This window comes from Sphingomonas sp. ID1715 (genome assembly GCF_013044515.1).
Lineage (GTDB): Bacteria > Pseudomonadota > Alphaproteobacteria > Sphingomonadales > Sphingomonadaceae > Sphingomonas_B.
On the sequence record NZ_JABEPR010000001.1, the window covers coordinates 618,906 to 637,084 of the forward strand.

Below are 18,179 nucleotides of genomic sequence, written 5' to 3' on the forward strand. Positions count from 1 at the left end.
ATGCAGGAGCATGGTTGCAGACGCGCTCACCACTCCGCGAAGCTGCCGTCGCCGGTGCGCCAGATCGGGTTGCGCCAGCGGTGCCGGTCCTTGTCGGCCTCGCGCACGGCAGCTTCGTCGATCTCGACGCCCAGCCCGGCCGCCTGCGGGATTGGCAGGAAGCCGTCGACCGGCGTCAGCGCCTCCTTGTTGACGACGAAGTTCAACAGGTCGTGCCCGCCCGTATTGTAGTGAATGCCGAGCGACATCTCCTGGATCGCCACATTCGGTGCGGTCGCCGCCAGCTGCAGACATGCGGCGAGCGCCAGCGGGCCGAGGGGACAATGCGGCGCGACCGCCACGTCATAGGCCTCAGCCATCGCCGCGATCCGGCGACATTCCGACAGGCCGCCGGCATGGCTCAGATCCGGCTGGATGATGTCCACCGCGCCTGACTCGAAGAACGGCTTGAAGTCCCAACGCGAATAGAGCCGCTCGCCGAGTGCGATCGGGGTCGCGACCAGATGGGCGATCTGGCTCAGGCCCTCGTGATTTTCCGACAGCAAAGGCTCCTCGATGAACAGGAGTCCGAGCGGCTCCAGCGCCTTGGCGAGCTGCTTGGCCATCGGCCGGTGCACGCGGCCGTGGAAATCGAGGCCGACATCCATGCCTTCGGCCTGCGCGGCCTGGACGCGCGCGACCACCTCGTCGAACAGCTTGGGCGTGCCGAGCCAGTCGAGTTCGGGCGTCGCGTTCATCTTGACGGCCGTGAAACCCTGCGCCCGCCGCGCGCGTGCCGCCGCGCCGATCTCGTGCGGGCGGTCGCCGCCGATCCAGGCATAGGCGCGGACCTTGTCGCGCACGCGCCCACCAAGCAGTTCCCAGGCCGGCACGCCCAGCGCCCTGCCCTTCAGGTCCCAGAGCGCCTGGTCCAACCCCGACAGAGCCGACATCAACACCGGACCGCCGCGATAGAAGCCGCCGCGATAGGCGATCTGCCAGATATCCTCGATCCGCTGCGGGTTGGCACCGATGAAGCGATCTCGCAGGGCTTCGAAGGCGCCCTCCACCGCTTCGGCATGCCCTTCCAGGCTGCCCTCGCCCCAGCCGAACGCGCCGTCCGTCGCCTCCACCCGCACGAAAAGCCAGCGCGGCGGCACGACGAACGTCTCAATGCGGGCGATCTGCACCGTCAGCCGCCCTGCGGGCTCTGCTGCTGCGCGCTCGGGCGGAGGTTGACGACCCGCTGCGCTTCTTCAGCCTCGCGCTGATCCATGATGTCGTAGTGCGACGGCGGCACGATCGGCACCGACAGGCACACGCTCGACGCGGGCAGCACGTCCCGCCAATCCTGGATCAGCTGCTTATAGGCACGGCCCACCGCGCGGATGTTGCGGTCGAGGTCGTAGAGCCCGAGCGGGTTGACCGTGCCGCGCTTTTCCCGAAGCGCCACATCCCAATCGACCTGGTCGGTCAGCGAGTACCAGGTGAAGCCGACCGTCGGGATCCCGTCGTTGCGGAGCCGCAGCACGCTCGCCCACTCCTTCCACAACCAATGCACGGACTCGTCGCCATTCGGGCCTTCGATCAGGTTCGTCTCGGTGTGCATCACCGGCAAGCGGTAGCGGTCGTAATATTGGCGCGTGATCTCGGTATAGCCGAACACCTCACCGGAAGCGGTGGTGCTGCCGTCGGCGCGCACCCGATGCTCGTTGGTCCAGTAATAGTCATTACCCAGGATGCAGTGCTGTTTTAGCCGGTGGGTCAGGAACCAGTTATACTCGTCCCGGGTCATGCCGTTTTCGAGCAGATATTCGTACATGTCGCTATTGACCCGATTGCCGTAGTTCAGGTCGAGCGACAGGAAGCGGACGCGGTTCAGCACCTCGGCCGAGTGGATCGCCGCCGGGCTCTCGGCATGAAAATATTCCGAGCTTTCCGACTGGATGAAGATGGCATCGGCGCGGCGCTGCAGGATGCACTGCATGGCCAGCACATTCGCCTTCACGATGTGCTTGAGCGCGGTGACGAACGGCGTGTCGCCGGTCAGCTGCTCGTTCCACCAGCCATAGCGCGCGGAGAAGGTCGCGCAGATGAACATCTCGTTGACCGGCGTGTAAAGCTGCACCCAGGGAAAGCGCTCGGCGAAGGCCGCGGCATATTCGGCGAACAGATCGGGGAAGTCCGGGTTCTGGAAGTTGCCGATCCAGTCCGGCACGCCGAAATGGCAGAGATCGACGATCGGCGTGATGTCCTTCCGCCGCAGCTCGGCAAATGTCATGTCGGCAAATTCCCAGTCATATTTGCCGGGCGCCAGATAGGTCGTGTGGATTGGGGGGCCGTAGCGCAGATACTGGATGCCGATTTCGTCGAGCAGATCGAAATCGGTTTTCCAATGCTTGTAATGGCCGCACACCTCCATCTGGTCGACGCGCGTCTTGCCATTGTCGATCGTCGGGATGCTGTTCTCGATCCCGGTGGCGAACATGAAGTTGGCGATGGCTAAGGCCCTCCCCTGCGGTCAGCCGAACATGCGCTCGGGAATGCCCCGGGCGTTTACCTGGATCATAAAGAGCGCGCCGGCCAAAGGTTGCACGACGAGTGCCTTTTCGTTGAGCCCGACGCGGGCAGAGGTGACGAACAGGCGATCGAAAGCAGGCCCGCCGAACGCCACGCTGGTCGGCCGTTCGACCGGCAGCTGGACCGTGTCGAGCTGCTCTCCGTCGGGCGACAGGCGGCGGATGCACCAGCCGTCCCAGAAGGCGATCCACAGACAGCCTTCGGCATCAACCGTCATGCCGTCGGGATAGCCCTGCTCTTCGCGGAAATGCGCCAGCACGCGGCGGTTTGAGGCCTGCCCGTCTGCGTTCAGGTCGAAAGCGTAGAGCGTGCGGCGCGCGGAGTCGCTGTGGTACATGACGCGTCCGTCCGGGCTGAACGCCGGGCCGTTGGTCACGCGATAGCCCGAATCCACCGCGGTGCAGCCGAGATCCCCATCGAGACGGTAGAGCGTGCCGGTTGCTTCCAGCTCGCGATCGTCCATGGTCCCGGCCCAGAAGCGGCCCGCGCGATCAACCTTGCCGTCGTTGAAGCGATTGTCGGGCAGTTGCGCTTCGGGATCGACGATGAGCGCATAAACGTCCTGCTCGGGGTCGATCCACCTGATGCCCCGTTCCGTACCTCCGACGAACCCGCCGGCCCTTGCGGGTGCGAGGGAGCCGATGCGAAGCGGGGGCATCCAACGATCGACATGGCCGTCGCGCCAGCGAAAGATCGCCGGCCCCTTGATGTCCACCCACCAGAGCGCCTGATCGCGCTCCACCCAGACGGGCCCCTCGCCAAGCACCGCCTCGACAGGAGCGATCGGTTCGGGGGCGTTACGGTCGGACACGATGGCCACGAAACGAAGTCGCGGCCCGACCGTTCCCCCATGGATGGCGGGCAGAAAAGACTGGGCGCAAGGCTTCATCGCCGTCGATTGGGGCACGACCAACCGGCGTGCCTGGGCGGTTGCCGCCGACCAGCCGGTCCGCCCGTTGCTCGAAGACGGCATGGGCGTGCTCAAGGTTCCTCCTGGCGGATATACCGGCGAGATCGACCGGTTGCGCGCGCTCTGGCCCGGCAGGCCGCTGCTGCTTGCCGGCATGATCGGGTCCAATCGCGGCTGGGTCGAGGCGCCCTATGTGCCGGCGTCGGCCGGTCTCGATGCGCTCGTTGCCTCGCTCAGGCGACCCGCTGAAGACGTGGTGATCGTGCCTGGTGTCAGCTGGCTCGACGGCCGCGAGGCCGATGTCATGCGGGGCGAGGAGGTGCAGCTGCTCGGCGCCGTAGCGGCCGGGTTGGCACCAGCGGACGGCGTGATCTGCCATCCGGGCACCCACGCAAAGTGGGTGAGGATGCTAGGTGGGGCGATCGGACCATTTCGCAGCGTCATGACCGGCGAGCTGTTCAGCATGCTGAGCCGCCACGGCATTCTCCAGGACCGGCTCGCCGGCGAAGTGACAATCAACGACGATTTCCGCGCCGGAGCAGAGCACGGGTTGTCCCGCACCGACCTCACCGCCGAACTCTTCTCCGTTCGAGCACGCTTCCTGCTTCGCGTGCGGGAGGACAGCGCATCTTACGTCAGCGGCCTCTTGATCGGCAGCGACGTGCGGATCGGGCTCGAGCGATTCGAGAGCGAAGCGGTGACGCTGATCGGACGCAGCGACCTGACTGCGCTCTATGCCGAAGCCCTGCGGCTTGCCGGCCGCACCAGCAGCCAAGTGGATGGCGAGCCCGCCTTCCTCCTTGGCGCGCAGGCGATCGCGGAGAGACTATGACCGCCGTCCAGGACTTCACCCGCTATCTCGGCGAATGCCGACTGATCGCTATCATCCGAGGGATAAGGTCAGAGGAAGCGGAGGCGATCGGCGAGGCGATCCTATCCGCCGGCATCCGCATCGTGGAAGTGCCCCTGAACTCGCCCGACCCGCTCGCCAGCATCGAGCGGCTGGCGAAGCGGTTCGGCAGCGAAGCGCTGATCGGTGCCGGCACGGTGCTCGACCCAGCGGATGTGCGCCGGGTCGCCGATGCGGGCGGACGCATCATCGTCTCCCCCTCCACAGATACCCCGGTGATCAAGGCGACGGCAAAGGCGGGGCTCGTGTCGGCGCCCGGTTTCTTCACGCCCAGCGAGGCATTCACCGCGCTGGCGGCAGGCGCCCATGCACTGAAGCTTTTCCCCGCCGAGGGATCGTCACCTTCCGCGCTGAAGGCGATGACGGCGGTGCTGCCGCCCGAGGTTCCGCTAATCGTCGTCGGCGGGGTGAAACCGGACACAATGCGGCCGTGGCTCGACGCCGGCGCGCAGGGCTTCGGCCTAGGTGGCGGACTCTACAAGTCCGGCCAATCGCCGAAGGACACGGCGGCCAAGGCGCGCGCCTATGTGGAGGGGCTGAAATGATCCGACTCGGCATCATAGGCTTCGGCAAAATCGCCCGCGACGCGCATGTGCCGGCGCTGCAGGCGGTCGGCGGCTATGGCCTGAAGGCAGTGGTCACTCGCTCCGGCTGCGATCAGCAGGGTGCCCGCTGCTTCGACACGGCCGACGCGATGCTCCAGGCGATCGGCAAAGAGCTGGACGCGGTCACGATCAGCACGCCGCCGGGGCCGCGCTACGCGATCGCGCGACAATGCTTAGCGGCCGGCCTCGACTGCCTGCTGGAAAAGCCGCCGGCGACGACGCTGGGCGAGATCGAGAATTTGCGCGACGAGGCGGCGCGGCTCGGCCGAGTGCTGTTCACCACCTGGCATTCGCAGCACGCGGCTGCAGTCGATCAGGCGCGTGCCCTGCTCGTCGGCGAGCGCATCAAGCGGCTCGCGATCCGCTGGCACGAAGACGTGAACAAATATCATCCCGGCCAGGACTGGGTGTGGCAGGCGGAAGGCTTTGGCGTCTTCGATCCCGGGATCAACGCGCTGTCGATTGCGAGCCGGATCATGCCCGGCAAGCTGATCATTGACGATGCGACCCTGCGCATTCCCGCCAACCGCGAGCAGCCGATCAAGGTGCAACTGGCGCTCAGCAGCCCCGTCGCTGAGGCGCCGCTCTCCGCCGTCTTCGACTGGTGCCCGGCAGCAGAGGACGAGTGGACGATCACCGTCGAATCGGCCGAAGGTCGCATCCTTGAGCTGCGCCGCGGCGGCGCCGAACTCCTGGTCGATGGAGTGCCGCAGCCGGCGCAAGGGCCGGGTGAATATCCGTCCATCTACGCCGAGTTCGCACACCTGGTGGAGGAACGGCGGAGCCGGGTCGACATCGAGCCGCTACGTTTGGTCGCCGACGCTATGATGGTCGGCAAGCGAGAGACGGCACCGCCGTTCGAGTGGCGCAACGACGGCGGCTAGACGTTCTCGACCAAGTTCCGCACAAAGCTCTCGACGACCCTCCAGACGGCCACTCGCTTGACCCATTACCTGCCGCTCATCGGCATCCTGATCGTGATTGTCGGCTTTCTGCTGCGGCTGAACCCTCTCGCCGTCGTCGCCGCCGCGGCGCTGTCGACGGGGCTGGCAGCGGGCCGCAGCCTCGTCGACGTGATCTCCATCCTCGGCAAGGCGTTCAACGACAGCCGGTACGTGACAATCATCTGGATTGCGCTACCGGTGATCGGCCTGCTCGAACATTTCGGGCTGCGCCAACAGGCGAGACGCGTGATCGCCGGCTTCGGCAAGGCGACCACCGGCCGGCTGCTGCTCGCCTATCTGCTGTTCCGCCAACTGACTGCGGCTTTGGGGCTGAACTCGATCGCCGGTCACCCGCAGACCGTGCGTCCGCTGGTCGCGCCGATGGCTGAAGCGGCGGCCGAGCGCTCCGGACCGCTCGACGAACGCGAGCGGGAGCGGGTCAAGGCGATGGCGGCCGCCACCGACAATGTCGGCAATTTCTTCGGCGAGGATATCTTCATCGCGATCAGCTCGATCCTGCTGATCGTCGGCTTTCTCGACCAGAACGGCATCCGGATCGCGCCGCTGCAGCTGTCGGTTTGGGCGATCCCGACCGCCATCTTCGCCTTCCTGATCCATGGTGCCCGGCTGCTCTGGCTGGACCGCACCTTGGCCTCGCGCAAAGCGGATGCAGAGCCATGATCGGGCTGCCGGCGCTCTACACCTTCACCGGTCTGATCTTTGCCGCCTATGCCGTGCTGAGCGCGCGGCAGCGGCGGTTCGGCAACGCCGCCTTCTGGAGCCTGGTCGCGCTCAGCTTCCTCGCCGGCGACCGGCTCGGCGACCTGGGCAACGGGCTGCTGGTGCTGGCGCTGGTGGCGCTTGCGGCGCTGGGCGCCCTCCGCAAGCCCGAGGCACAGGACAGTGCCGGAGATGGCGCGCGTCTCGGCAACAGGCTGTTTCTGCCGGCGCTGATCATCCCCCTCACCGCACTGATCGGCACTTTCCTGCTCAAGGATTCCGGGCTGATCGATCCAAAGCAGATCACCTTGGTGTCGCTCGGCCTTGGCGTCGTGCTGGCGCTGATCGTGCTCTACCTCTGGCTGCGGCCGCCCCCGACGGCCGCGCTCGAAGAGGGGCGCCGGCTGATCGATGCAGTCGGCTGGGCGGCGGTGCTGCCGCAGATGCTGGCGAGCCTCGGCGCCGTCTTCGCCGTTGCAGGCGTCGGCGATCTCGTCGGCGGCGCTGCCGGCCAAGTCATCCCGAGCGGCAGTCTGTTCGCGGCAGTCGCCGCCTATGCGATTGGCATGGCATTGTTCACGATGATCATGGGCAATGCCTTTGCCGCCTTCCCGGTGATGACCGCCGCGATCGGGCTGCCGCTGCTGATCCGCGGCTTTGGCGGCGATCCCGCTATCGTCTGCGCCATCGGGATGCTGGCCGGCTTTTGCGGCACGCTGATGACGCCGATGGCGGCTAATTTCAACATCGTGCCCGCCGCCCTGCTGGAACTGCGCGACCGCAATGCGGTGGTGAAAGCGCAGGTCGGCACCGCGCTGCCACTGCTGGCGGTGAACATCGCCCTCATCTACTTGCTGGCCTTTCGATGACCCAGACCCTGTCGCCAGAGACTGCCGCGCACTTCGCCGAACTGGCGCTCGGCCATGTCCGCCGCGAATATCCGCACAAGCTGGACCATGTGATGGACGGGCCGGAGGACGTGCAATCCCCTGCCCGGCTTCACCCGATCTTCTACGGCAGTTTCGACTGGCACAGCTGCGTCCACGGCTATTGGCTGCTGTTGCGCGTGCGTCGGCTCTTTCCCGATCTCGAAGTGTCTCGCCGGGTCGAGGTGTTGGCGGACGAGATGCTGACCCGCGCCAAGGTCGCCGGGGAACTTGCCTATCTCGACCGCGCTTATTCCGGCGGTTTCGAGCGGCCTTACGGCTGGGCCTGGGCGATCGCACTGTGGGCGGAGGCCGCCCGCCACCCGGATCGGGGCTGGGCCGAGGCGCTGCAGCCGCTCGCCGCGGCCTTTGCCGAACGCTTCCTGCAGTTCCTGCCGCGCCTCACCTATCCGATTCGCGTCGGCACCCACTTCAACTCCGCCTTCGCGCTAACCCTCGCCCTGGAATGGCCCGACGAGAGTCTGCGTCTCCTGATCGAGGAAAAGGCTCGCGGCTGGTTCGGCCAGGACCGTGACTGTCAGGCATGGGAGCCGGGCGGCGACGAATTCCTGTCCTCGGCACTCTCAGAGGCGCTGCTCATGAAGCGCGTGTTAGGCGCGGACTTCGCACGCTGGTTCGCGACTTTCCTGCCAAGGCTCGCGGAGGGCGAGCCGCAGAGCCTGCTCCAACCGGTCTTCGTCTCGGATCGCAGCGACGGCAAGATCGCGCATCTCGATGGCTGCAACTTGAGCCGCGCCTGGAGCTGGCGCGAGATCGCGGATGCGCTGCCGGATGACAGAGCTGCGATCGCGCGCGCGACCGCCGATCGGCACCTGCAGGCAAGCCTGCCGCACGTGGCCGGCGACTATATGGGCGAACATTGGCTCGCCACTTTCGCGATGCTCGCGTTGGAAGCAGGGGGCTAGGCGGCCAGCCGCAGGCAGTTCCGCCCTTCGAACTTGGCGCGATACAGGGCCGCGTCGGCTTCGCGCAGCAACGATGCCGCATCGCTGCCCGCGTCGGCGGCCGCCACGCCGAGGCTGACGGTCACGCGCAGGCCCGGACGGTGCTCGGCCTCCTCGCACGCCCGCCGCAGCCGCTCGCCAACCGCGACCGCCTGTTCGAGCGACGCACGCGGCATCAGCACCGCGAACTCTTCGCCGCCCAGCCGCCCCACCAGGTCGCGGTCGCGGATGCAGCTCTCGGCAATTTCAGCGATCCGGCGCAGAACCTCGTCTCCCACCGCATGTCCATGCCGGTCGTTGACCTGCTTGAAATGGTCGATGTCGAACAGGGCGACCGCGAGTACGTCGCCGTCCGTCAGCTGATGATCGAGGACGGTCAAAAACGCGCGCCGCGACGCGACCCCCGTCAGTTCGTCGGTCGCGGCGAGCAGCAGGGCGGCTTCGGCATCCCGCTCGGCCCGCTGGCGGGCATCCTCGGCCAGCGCCGCGACCGCGAGCCGATCCGAAATGTCGACAATGATTCCGGCCGCGCCCGTCATGCGGCCATCGGTGTCGGTCAGGCGACGCGCCTGCACTTCGCCCCAGCGATGGTCGCCCGAATCGTGCAGAAAGCGGAATTGGTGGCGCAGCGTTTCGAACAGGCCGGAGGTGAGACCGCGCATGCGCTCGCGCAGTTCGTCACGATCCTCCTCCACCACCTGGTCCATCACCGGGTGCCCGATCGACTCTTCGACCGCATAGCCGGTCAGCTGCTCCCAAGCAGGATTGAGATAGGTCCAGCGCCCCTCCGCATCGGTGTGGAAGATGACGTCACTGACCGCATCGACGATCGACGCCAGCTGCGCCTCGTGCGCGGCCAGTGTCTCAGCGAAGCGGTCGCGCTGCGACAGCAGCGCGGCAACCGGGAGGGCAGTCAGAATGGCGACGGCAAGGAACAATTGCAGCAGGACCAGCCGTTCGCTGACGCTGCCAATCGCTTCCACTCCAAATCCGCCGACGACTGCGGCGGTGCCCATCACCGCCAGCAGCAGCACCGACGCCGCCGCGCCGATCGCCCGTAAGCGAAACGTTGCGATCAGCACGGGCGGCAGCATGACGAAGAACAGCGGCCAGCGCGTCTGGAAAAAGCCGATCGCCCCACAACCAGCGACGAGCGCAAGGACGGCCAGCGCTCCCTGCCAGTCGCGCCCCGTCAGACGCGGCGCCCGCCATTGCTTGGCACCGATAAGCAACAAGGGAGTGAAGATCGCCAGCCCCAGAAAGGAGGACGACAGCCAGCTGATCCAAAACTCGCGGAAATCGGCGGCATAGAAGAACGTCGAAATCGTCGAGGCGTAAACGGCCGAGCCCAGACAAGCGACTAAGAGCGCGGGCACGAAGCGGCTGAGATCACCGATTCGTTCGAGGTTGAGCGGGCGACGATCCGCCTGCAGCAGCCAAGCGATCAGAAGCGGCTCGATGCCGTTGCTCAGGCCAAAGGCGAAAGCGAGCGGCAGCGGGGCGCCGCCCAGGCTGTTGGCGAACGTGCCCGACAGGATCACGCCGACTACCGGCAAAGACCAGCGCCCGCGCGGGGTGAGGAGCAGATAGGCGAGCAACACCGCATTAGGCAGCCAGATTGCGGCCAGCCCATTCGACCAGCGCGCAAGCGTCAGCGAACCGCAGGCAATCACGAAATGGCCGAGCGCGACGAGCATCGGCGCGCCGAACGCCCTCACCGCCACGACGTTGATTGCCACGCTTTTCTGCATGGTCGGGCGCTACCTCCCCCTTGGTTTCCAGCGCGTTAACCAGCCGCATCAGCCCGGGCTGTGATCGCCCGCACTTCCCTTGCCGGCGCAAGGGGCTATGATGCGTGCGGGCGCTGAATCAATATTGGTGGCTGCGAACGCACGAGAGGCGGCGCTGGCTTCCACTTTGGGGGTGATTGGTGCTGTGCGCGCGTTGAACTTTCTTGCCGCTCTTCTTGCAATGTCCGGCAGCGTGCCGCTCGCGGCACAAACCCAGCCACCCAGCCTGCGCGACAGCTTTCCGCTCGGCGGCGAGAATGCCAGCCTGTGCCAGGTCGAGGCGAAGGGTCGCGATCCGGCGATTGCCTCGATCTTCGATCGCGCCTGGGCGATCGTCTGCCGCGACGCGGCCCGCGCCGTGGGCCGCATCTACAGCCTGCGCGGCGACCCGTCCGCCATTCGGGACCGATTGCATGCGATCCGCGCGACCGAGGCCGAATGCTCCGACGGGGTGATCGTGCAGCGCCGCGAGATCGGCGATGTCGAGACGGTGGAATGCCGGCTCGCCGGTGCTGATGTCGGTTATCAGATCCTGCGCTTCCGGCGGGGCCAGGTGACTTACGTCGCCGAGGGTTTGAGCGGCTATAAGGATGCGCTCGAGCTTGGACTGCGCACGATCGTCGAGGATCGGATCGTTCCGGGCAAGATCGAGGTTGCGACCACCAGCGTCAACGATCCCGTCGCTTTCGCGCGCGTCCAGGCCGGTACGCTGGACCCGGACCGTGCGCTGTCCGAAGGCTATCGCCGCAACAATGCCGGCGCTTATGCCGAGGCGGCCGAGTTTTTCGGCACCCTGCAGCAGCGCGCCGATGGCTCGCCGGACCGAACCGGCGAATATCTGATCAACGAGGCACTTCAGAAATCCAATTTAGGCCAGTTCGCCGAGGCCGACCGGCTGTTCGACGAAGCTGCGCGCATCCCGAGTACCGACCGGGTGCAAACGCGGCTGCGCCGAAACTTCCGCGCGCTGCACCTGATCAACCAGAAGCGGCTGGGCGAGGCGCTGGCCGAACTTGATCGGCCTGTCACCCCGCTGACCGAGCCGATGCGGGTGATCGGCGGAGCGGTCGAGATCGGCAACCAGGTCGCGGCCGAGATCAACGCCGGCACCATCGGCCGAGAGCAGCTTGGGACCACCGAGGCCGGGCAGCTGTCGCCTGAAGAGCGGGCCGTCATTCTGGACGCCCAAGCGCTGCAGCTGCGCGGAACCGTGTACCGCCTGCAGGGCCGCAACGCGGATGCTACACGAGTACTCGACGAAGCTGGCCGCCAAGCTTTGTCCGTGCGCAGCGGCCGCGTCGTTTCGATCGTCCGCCTGCGCGCCCAGATTTTGGCCGAGTCGGCGGCCGCCTATGAGGCGCAGGGCAATGCCGCGGCCGCGGAGGAGCGGTTCCGCCAGGCGATCCTGCTGCTCGAGCAGCGTTATCCCGACACCAATGTGGTCGCCGCCGCGCGCAGCCGCCTGGCATCCTTCCTGCTTCGCCAACAGCGCAGCGACGAAGCGCTCGCGCTTTACAAGGCGGTGGTCGACGATGTCGTTCGACGCGGCAACTCGGCGACCGGGCTTAGCAACCTGCTCGCGCCCTATTTCTCCGAACTTGCGCGTCGGGCACCGAGCAATCCCGCGCTGGTCGATCAATTCTTCCTCGCCACCCAGACGCTGGTGCGACCCGGTGTCGCGGATACGCAAAGCCAGCTTGCTCGGCAGCTGAGCCAGGGCGCGGGTGAGGCGGCGGCCTTGTTTCGCCAGGCTACCGTCCTGCAGCGCGAGGTTGAGCGAGCCCGCATCGGCCTCGCGACCCTGCGCGCCGCGGAGAAGCCGGATCAAGGAACTGTCGATAGATTGACCGCCGAACTCGACCGGCTAGAGCGCGAGCAGGCAGCGATGCAAGCCAAACTCTCTGAGTTCCCGCAGTATCGCGCGCTTGCAACCGACACACTGTCGCTTGCGGACCTGCGCGCGGTGCTCAAACCCGACGAGACCTACCTGAAGCTCGCAGTGGTCGGCCAGTCGGTTTACGGGGTGTTTGTGGCGCCGGCCACGGCAAGCGTGTACAAGCTGCCGATTACGGCCGACACGCTCGATCAGCGGGTGGACGCGTTGCGCGCGACCATCTCTCGCGTCGAAGACGGGCAGGTCTTCACCTACCCATTCGACCTGGAGCTCGCTCGCCAGCTCTATGTCGACCTGACGGGACCTGTCGCGACGCAGGTGGCACAGTCCAAGGCAGTCATCTTCGAGCCCGACGGTGCGATGCTGCGCCTGCCGCTCGCACTCCTGCCCGTCGATCAGGCGAGCGTCGAACGCTATCGCCAGCGCACCACCGCACGAGGCGCCGACCGGTTCGACTTCTCAGGCGTCCAGTGGCTCGGCCGCGACACGCGGATCAGCACGGCAGTGTCGGCGCGCGGCTTCCGCGATGCGCGGCGCGCGCCGCCGTCCGCGGCCCAGCGTCCCTATCTCGGCTTTGGCGAGAATGCGCCGGCCTTCACCCGCGTTGCGATGGCCAGTGCCGTCGATCCGAGCGACCCCTGCCAATGGCCGCTCAACGAATGGAACAAGCCGATTTCGGCACGCGAACTTCGTGCGGCCCAGGCGGTGCTCGGCGCCGGGTCAGACGTGATGACCGGCACTTCCTTCACCGATGAAGCGGTGATGGCGCGGAGCGACCTAGCCCAATATCGCATCCTGCACTTCGCGACCCACGGCTTCGTGACCGCGCCGCAGCCGCAATGCCCGGCGCGGCCGGCCCTGCTGACCAGCTTCGGGGACGCGCGCTCGGACGGGCTGCTCAGCTTCAAGGAGATTTACGATCTCCATATGGATGCCGATCTGGTCCTGCTCTCCGCCTGCGACACAGCCGGCCGCGCCACGGTCGCGGCAACGCGCGAGGCGGGCGTAACGACGGGCGGCGGCAGTGCGCTCGACGGCCTGGTCCGCGCCTTTATCGGTGCGGGCGCCCGTTCGGTTCTCGCCAGCCATTGGCCGGCGCCGGACGAGTATCAGGCCACTGAAAGGCTGATCTCCAGCCTGTTTCAGTCGGCGCCCGGCACGGCGATCGGCGAAGCGTTGCGGACCAGTCGGCTCAAGCTGATGGACGCGCCAGAGACGTCGCACCCCTTCTACTGGGCGGGCTTCGTGCTGGTCGGTGACGGCGCGCAGCCGATCGTGCGGATGTGACCTCGGCTTGACCGAGTTGGAAGAAGGGAGCCGGCCGCAGCTGCCGCTGCGCAAGCGCGCGGCGCGCGTGGTGGAGCAGGTCGGCACGCCGCGGCTGATCGTCTCGGCAATCGTGGTGCTGATCGGCATCTTCCTCGCCCGTTACAGCTGGCAGGTGCCGCTGATCTCCGATGCCGAGCGCGCGCTCTACGACATCCGGCTGATGCTGACGACGCCCCGCGCGGAGCAGGACCCGCGGGTGCTGCTCGTCACCTATACTGACGACACGCTGATCAACACGCAGGTGCGCTCCCCGCTCGACCGGAAGATCCTGGCCGATGCTCTGCGCAGCCTGGACCGCATGGGCGCGAAAGCAATCGCGATCGACGTGATCGTCGATCAGCCGACGCCCAATGACGAGTATCTGGTCGACGCATTCCGGTCGATGAAGACGCCCACCTATCTCGCCTTCACCACGGCGGCGACCAACAAGCGCTTCATCGACACGCGGCAGGAGGAGTTTCTCCGCGCCTTTCAGGCGAAAATCCGCACCACGTCCGTCAAGCCGACCAGCATCGAAATCGAGACAGACCCGGACGGGGTCGTCCGCAGCTGGCCGCACCAGCCGAAGGAGCTGCCGCCGCTGCTTGCCCGCGCGGTCACCGGCGCTCAAGATGGTTTCGACGATTATTTCCGCGGTGTCCGCTTTCGCCTGCCGGCGTTCGAGGACCGGCCCGTCTTTGCCAAGCTGCCGATTGACCTGTTCGCCACACCCGAGACCGCCGCGCTCATGGCCGAGCAGGTGCGCGGCCGCTATGTGCTGATCGGCGGCGACATTCTCGACCTAGACCAGTTCGAAACGCCGATGAAGCGGATCACCGGCCAGCGCACGATCGGGCTGGAAATCCACGCCCATATGCTGACCCAGTTGCTCGACAAGGTGCAGTTCGGCCGTATTCCCCGCGCGGGCATGTGGGTGGTCGCGCTGCTCGTCGTCGCTGCCGGAGCACTCACCGCCCTGTCCGATGCGAGAGCTTGGAAAGTCGGGCTGATGCTGGTTGGCCAAGCCGCGTTCTTCGTCGCCCTGCCCTTCTACCTGCAATGGCAGGGAACCGATACGCGCCACCTGCCCGCCTTCGGCTGGAGCATCGGCTGGCTACTCGCCTATGCCGCGATCGGCGCGGCGGTGCGCGCGGTCGGTTCGCAGCAGCGGCGCTTCGCCCAGTCAGCGCTCGGCAAATATCTGCCGCGCGACATTGCCAGCGAGATCATGCGCGATCCCGAGCGGCTGGCGCTGCACGGCGAGAAGCGTGAAATCTTCGTCGTCTTTACCGACCTCGAAGGCTTTACCAAGCTGAGCCACGCGATCCCGGCCGAGACGGTCGCCTTCCTGCTCAATCGCTATCTCGACATGCTGAGCGAAGTGGTGTTGCGCTACGGCGGCACGATCGACAAGTTCGTCGGCGATGCCGTGGTCGCCTTCTGGGGAGCCCCGATCTCGCGCGCCGACGATGGCGAACGCGCGGCTCGAGCAGCTTGGGCGATGTACGAAGCCGGCGAAGCCTTTCGCAAGGATGTGCCCGAAGGCGTGCCGGCGATCGGCCGCACGCGCGTTGGCCTGCACTGGGGCGAAGCGATCGTCGGCAATTTCGGCGGCGAAGGCCGCATTCAATATACTGCGCTCGGCGACAGCATGAACACCGCGGCGCGGCTCGAGTCGGCCAACAAGCCGCTCAACTCCACCGTGTTGGCGAGCAAGGCGGCGGTCGAGCGGTCTGGTCTCGACTGGTGGCGTCCGCTCGGCCGTATCACCCTGCGCGGCCGCTCGACGCCGGTCGAGATTTTCGAACCTGTGCCGGAGGCCACAGCGGAAGAGCGCGCGTATCTTCAGGAGGCGCTCAAACGCTTCGACGCAGGAGACCGCACCGTCGTCGAAGAACTGGAGACATTGGCGTCAACCAATGTTCGCGATGCGGCGCTCGCGAATTTGGTCTATCGTCTGCACCATATGGAATCGGGAGGAAGTTATGATCTTGGCTAGCAAATGGGCTCGCCTTCTGGCGGGCGGCACCCTGGCTGCGGCTTGTGCGGGGGCGGCGATCGCGGGTCCGGTCGTGGTTCGCTCGACGGGCCCGTCGGCCAAGGCCTATCCGGCCGGCCGGCAGCTGGCCGACAATGCCCAGGTGAATTTGAAGGCTGGCGATACTTTGATCCTGCTCGACGCGCGCGGCACCCGGACCCTCTCGGGCCCGGGCAACTTCCCGGCCATCGCGACCGGCACGCGCGCCGGCGTCGCCCAGACCGCGAGCCGCATCATCGCCAATCAGAGCACGGCGGAGCGCCGCGGCGGAGCGGTGCGCGGCGGGACGCCGACCGGCGACACCCGCAGCCCCAATTTGTGGCTTGTCGACCTGAGCAAGAGCGGCACGGTCTGCGTCGCCGACACGAACACCGTGCGGGTGTGGCGCGCGGCGACCACTGGCCCGGCGGAGGTCAAGGTCAGCGCGGCCGATGCTTCGGGTACGATCGCGATGGCACCCGGCGCGGCGATCGGCGACTGGCCCAAAGCGCTGCCAGTCGCGGACGGCAAGGAATACAGCGTGTCGGTAAACGGCAACACGCCGGCCAAGATCAGGTTCGTGACTGTGCCGGTGCCGGCAAGCCTTGAGGACACCGCTTCGACGCTGATCGCGAAGGGGTGCAAGACGCAACTGGACCTGCTGATCGCCACCACCGGAGGTGGCGGGAGCGCCGGCTGACCTCGAGCAACTGATTGAAGCTGCAAGCGATCGCTGATAGCGACAGCCTGCAGGTCGAGCGAACTTTCGGGCGTGGTTCGCGTAGGGAAACGGCCGAATGGCCGGCGAGCGTAAAAGGCGCCGCCGCCTGTGCCAGACGAAGATGGGGGAAGACGCGATGCGCGCCATGCGCACGGGCCTGTATGTTGCTTTTGCCGGCGCAGCGTCGCTGCTTCCATCGTTCGCCCAGGCGCAGACGGTGGGCGGCATCACGCGCGAGGAGGTCGAGCGTGCTCGCCCGGCCCAGCCGCCGCGCACCGGCGGGGCCGGCCTCACCGTGGACAGCGATTTCGAGCGGGCTCCCTGCCCCCTTGCCGCCCCGCAATATCAAGGCGTCACCTTCGAACTGCGCGAAGTCCAGATCGATGGCTTGCGTGGCATTGCGCCGGATCTGCTTCGTCCCGCCTACGCTGACCTGATCGGGAAGACGGTCTCGGTCGCCGGCATTTGCGACATTCGCGACCGTGCCGCGACAATCCTGCGGCGCGAAGGCTATCTCGCCGCCGTGCAGGTGCCGCCGCAGCGGATCGAGAACGGTATCGTCCGCCTCGACGCCCTCGTCGCCCGGCTGGCAGGCGTGCAGGTGCGCGGCCAGGCTGGTCGGTCCGAGCCGCTGATCGCCGCCTATCTGCGCAAGATCCAGCAGCAGGAGGTGTTCAACATCCGCGATGCCGAGCGCTACCTGCTGCTCGCCCGCGACATCCCGGGGTTCGACGTCCGCCTGGTGCTGCGTCCGGCGGGCAATCCGGGTGAAGTGATCGGCGAAGTCGCAGTGACGCGTGTGCCGATCGAAGCGGATGCGTTCGTGCAAAACCTTGGCTCACGCTCCGCCGGCCGCTGGGGCGGACTCGCGCGGGTGCAGCTGAACGGGCTGACGGGCCTAGGCGACCGCACCAGCCTGAGTTTCTTCAGCACCGCGGACTTCGAGGAACAGCAGGTCATCCAGGCCGGCCACAGCTTCAAGCTGGGCAGCGAAGGCCTGACCCTGAGCGGCGATTTCAGCTATGCCTGGACCCGTCCCGACGTGAACCTCGGTCCTGGCAACGAGCTAAGGGCACGCACGCTGTCCGCCTTTGCCGACATTTCCTACCCGTTCATACGCTCGCAGTCCGCGAACCTGTTCGGCAGCGTCGGCATTAACGTCATCAACCAGGATGTGGACTTCAAGCAAGGGACGGGCGCCAGCTTCGCCGCCTTCCAGCGGGACCGGCTACGCGTGCTGTTCGCGCGCGTCGATTATGATGCGATCGACCCGCGCTCGGTCGCGAGCACGTCCGGATTTTCGCTTGCCGAGCCGCGCTGGCGTACCGCCGGCAGCATCGAGTTGCGCCAAGGCGTCGATCTCAACGCCAGTGAACCGTGCAATGGTAGCCTGAACTGTCGCCTCAGCCGCCAGGCGGCGGACCCGACCGCCTTTGTCGCGCGCGCGGCGGCGCTGGTCGAATATCGGCCACGGCCTGGCCTCACCTTCAGCATCGCGCCGCGGGTGCAATATGCGCCCGATCCGGTCCTGTCCTACGAGCAATTCTCGGTCGGCAACTTCACGACCGGGCGCGGCTATGATCCGGGTGCGCTGTCCGGCGACAGTGGTCTCGGTTTCCAGAGCGAAGTGCGTTTCGGGTCGCTGCTGCCGCGCACGATCGACGGCTTCGCCTTTCAGCCCTTCGGTTTTGCCGATCTGGGCATCGTCTGGAACGACTTCCCGCAGATCGGGCAAGGCAGCCCCGAACGGCTCTGGTCGGTCGGCGGCGGCGTGCGTGCCGCCTGGGGGCAGCGCGCCCGGCTCGACGTGACGCTCGCGGCGCCGCTCAACCGCACGCCGATCCAGCCCGAACGCGATGTGCGCCTGCTGGTCACCCTGTCCACGCGACTCCTGCCCTGGAGACGTTGAG

General features: G+C 66.8%; 14 protein-coding genes. 10 read left to right on the forward strand and 4 right to left on the reverse strand.

What is annotated here, in order from left to right:
- Positions 1-26 precede the first annotated feature (26 nt).
- From dgoD to HJG53_RS03030, 3 genes are read right to left on the reverse strand one after another with little or no spacing between them, the layout of a single operon-like run.
- Complete coding sequence (gene dgoD, locus HJG53_RS03020) at positions 27-1,169, reverse strand: galactonate dehydratase (RefSeq protein ID WP_171127682.1); 1,143 nt, start codon at positions 1,167-1,169, stop codon at positions 27-29.
- A gap of 2 nt (positions 1,170-1,171) precedes the next feature.
- Positions 1,172-2,467, reverse strand: a complete 1,296-nt coding sequence (locus HJG53_RS03025) for a family 1 glycosylhydrolase (RefSeq protein WP_171127683.1) — start codon at positions 2,465-2,467, stop codon at positions 1,172-1,174.
- 33 nt (positions 2,468-2,500) lie between these two features.
- Positions 2,501-3,379 (reverse strand): SMP-30/gluconolactonase/LRE family protein, encoded by an 879-nt coding sequence (locus HJG53_RS03030; RefSeq protein ID WP_217352572.1) that lies wholly within the window; start codon positions 3,377-3,379, stop codon positions 2,501-2,503.
- A 34-nt stretch (positions 3,380-3,413) separates the two neighbouring features.
- Here HJG53_RS03030 and HJG53_RS03035 point away from each other — a divergent pair, with 34 nt between their 5' ends.
- The 6 genes from HJG53_RS03035 to HJG53_RS03060 are packed head-to-tail and all read left to right on the forward strand — an operon-like array spanning position 3,414 to position 8,500.
- Entirely contained in the window at positions 3,414-4,301 is an 888-nt protein-coding gene (locus HJG53_RS03035) for a 2-dehydro-3-deoxygalactonokinase (protein WP_171127685.1), read from the forward strand.
- Positions 4,298-4,924, forward strand: a complete 627-nt coding sequence (locus HJG53_RS03040) for a 2-dehydro-3-deoxy-6-phosphogalactonate aldolase (RefSeq protein WP_171127686.1) — start codon at positions 4,298-4,300, stop codon at positions 4,922-4,924. Before HJG53_RS03035 ends, HJG53_RS03040 begins: the two co-directional genes overlap by 4 nt.
- A complete protein-coding gene (locus tag HJG53_RS03045; RefSeq protein ID WP_171127687.1) occupies positions 4,921-5,868 on the forward strand; it encodes a Gfo/Idh/MocA family protein in 948 nt (315 codons plus the stop codon). Before HJG53_RS03040 ends, HJG53_RS03045 begins: the two co-directional genes overlap by 4 nt.
- A gap of 57 nt (positions 5,869-5,925) precedes the next feature.
- Positions 5,926-6,609, forward strand: a complete 684-nt coding sequence (locus HJG53_RS03050; protein WP_171127688.1) for a DUF969 domain-containing protein — start codon at positions 5,926-5,928, stop codon at positions 6,607-6,609.
- A complete protein-coding gene (locus tag HJG53_RS03055) occupies positions 6,606-7,517 on the forward strand; it encodes a DUF979 domain-containing protein (protein WP_171127689.1) in 912 nt (303 codons plus the stop codon). The genes HJG53_RS03050 and HJG53_RS03055 overlap by 4 nt, the downstream gene beginning before the upstream one ends.
- A complete protein-coding gene (locus HJG53_RS03060; protein ID WP_171127690.1) occupies positions 7,514-8,500 on the forward strand; it encodes a DUF2891 domain-containing protein in 987 nt (328 codons plus the stop codon). Before HJG53_RS03055 ends, HJG53_RS03060 begins: the two co-directional genes overlap by 4 nt.
- Here the strand turns inward: HJG53_RS03060 and HJG53_RS03065 are convergent.
- Positions 8,497-10,290 carry a sensor domain-containing diguanylate cyclase gene (locus HJG53_RS03065; RefSeq protein WP_217352573.1) on the reverse strand — a complete coding sequence of 598 codons (1,794 nt, stop codon included), beginning with the start codon at positions 10,288-10,290 and terminating at the stop codon, positions 8,497-8,499. The genes HJG53_RS03060 and HJG53_RS03065 overlap by 4 nt on opposite strands.
- Before the next feature lie 127 nt (positions 10,291-10,417).
- Here HJG53_RS03065 and HJG53_RS03070 point away from each other — a divergent pair, with 127 nt between their 5' ends.
- The 4 genes from HJG53_RS03070 (at position 10,418) to HJG53_RS03085 (ending at position 18,178) form a co-directional block, all read left to right on the forward strand.
- The gene (locus HJG53_RS03070; protein ID WP_368039489.1) at positions 10,418-13,510 is read left to right on the forward strand and encodes a CHAT domain-containing protein; all 3,093 of its coding nucleotides are present in this window, start codon (positions 10,418-10,420) and stop codon (positions 13,508-13,510) included.
- 7 nt (positions 13,511-13,517) lie between these two features.
- A complete protein-coding gene (locus HJG53_RS03075) occupies positions 13,518-15,530 on the forward strand; it encodes an adenylate/guanylate cyclase domain-containing protein (protein WP_171127692.1) in 2,013 nt (670 codons plus the stop codon).
- Positions 15,517-16,248, forward strand: a complete 732-nt coding sequence (locus HJG53_RS03080) for a hypothetical protein (protein WP_171127693.1) — start codon at positions 15,517-15,519, stop codon at positions 16,246-16,248. The genes HJG53_RS03075 and HJG53_RS03080 overlap by 14 nt, the downstream gene beginning before the upstream one ends.
- 97 nt (positions 16,249-16,345) lie before the next feature.
- A complete protein-coding gene (locus HJG53_RS03085) occupies positions 16,346-18,178 on the forward strand; it encodes a ShlB/FhaC/HecB family hemolysin secretion/activation protein (RefSeq protein WP_254447482.1) in 1,833 nt (610 codons plus the stop codon).
- Position 18,179 lies beyond the last annotated feature (1 nt).

Excerpts from the sequence above, each read along its gene's own strand:
- HJG53_RS03035 (WP_171127685.1), top strand. The coding sequence starts at position 3,414 with ATGGCGGGCAGAAAAGACTGGGCGCAAGGCTTCATCGCCGTCGATTGG.
- HJG53_RS03085 (WP_254447482.1), top strand. The coding sequence starts at position 16,346 with ATGGCCGGCGAGCGTAAAAGGCGCCGCCGCCTGTGCCAGACGAAGATG.
- HJG53_RS03065 (WP_217352573.1), bottom strand. The coding sequence starts at position 10,290 with ATGCAGAAAAGCGTGGCAATCAACGTCGTGGCGGTGAGGGCGTTCGGC.
- HJG53_RS03060 (WP_171127690.1), top strand. The coding sequence starts at position 7,514 with ATGACCCAGACCCTGTCGCCAGAGACTGCCGCGCACTTCGCCGAACTG.
- HJG53_RS03055 (WP_171127689.1), top strand. The coding sequence starts at position 6,606 with ATGATCGGGCTGCCGGCGCTCTACACCTTCACCGGTCTGATCTTTGCC.
- HJG53_RS03040 (WP_171127686.1), top strand. The coding sequence starts at position 4,298 with ATGACCGCCGTCCAGGACTTCACCCGCTATCTCGGCGAATGCCGACTG.
- HJG53_RS03045 (WP_171127687.1), top strand. The coding sequence starts at position 4,921 with ATGATCCGACTCGGCATCATAGGCTTCGGCAAAATCGCCCGCGACGCG.
- HJG53_RS03025 (WP_171127683.1), bottom strand. The coding sequence starts at position 2,467 with ATGTTCGCCACCGGGATCGAGAACAGCATCCCGACGATCGACAATGGC.
- HJG53_RS03080 (WP_171127693.1), top strand. The coding sequence starts at position 15,517 with ATGATCTTGGCTAGCAAATGGGCTCGCCTTCTGGCGGGCGGCACCCTG.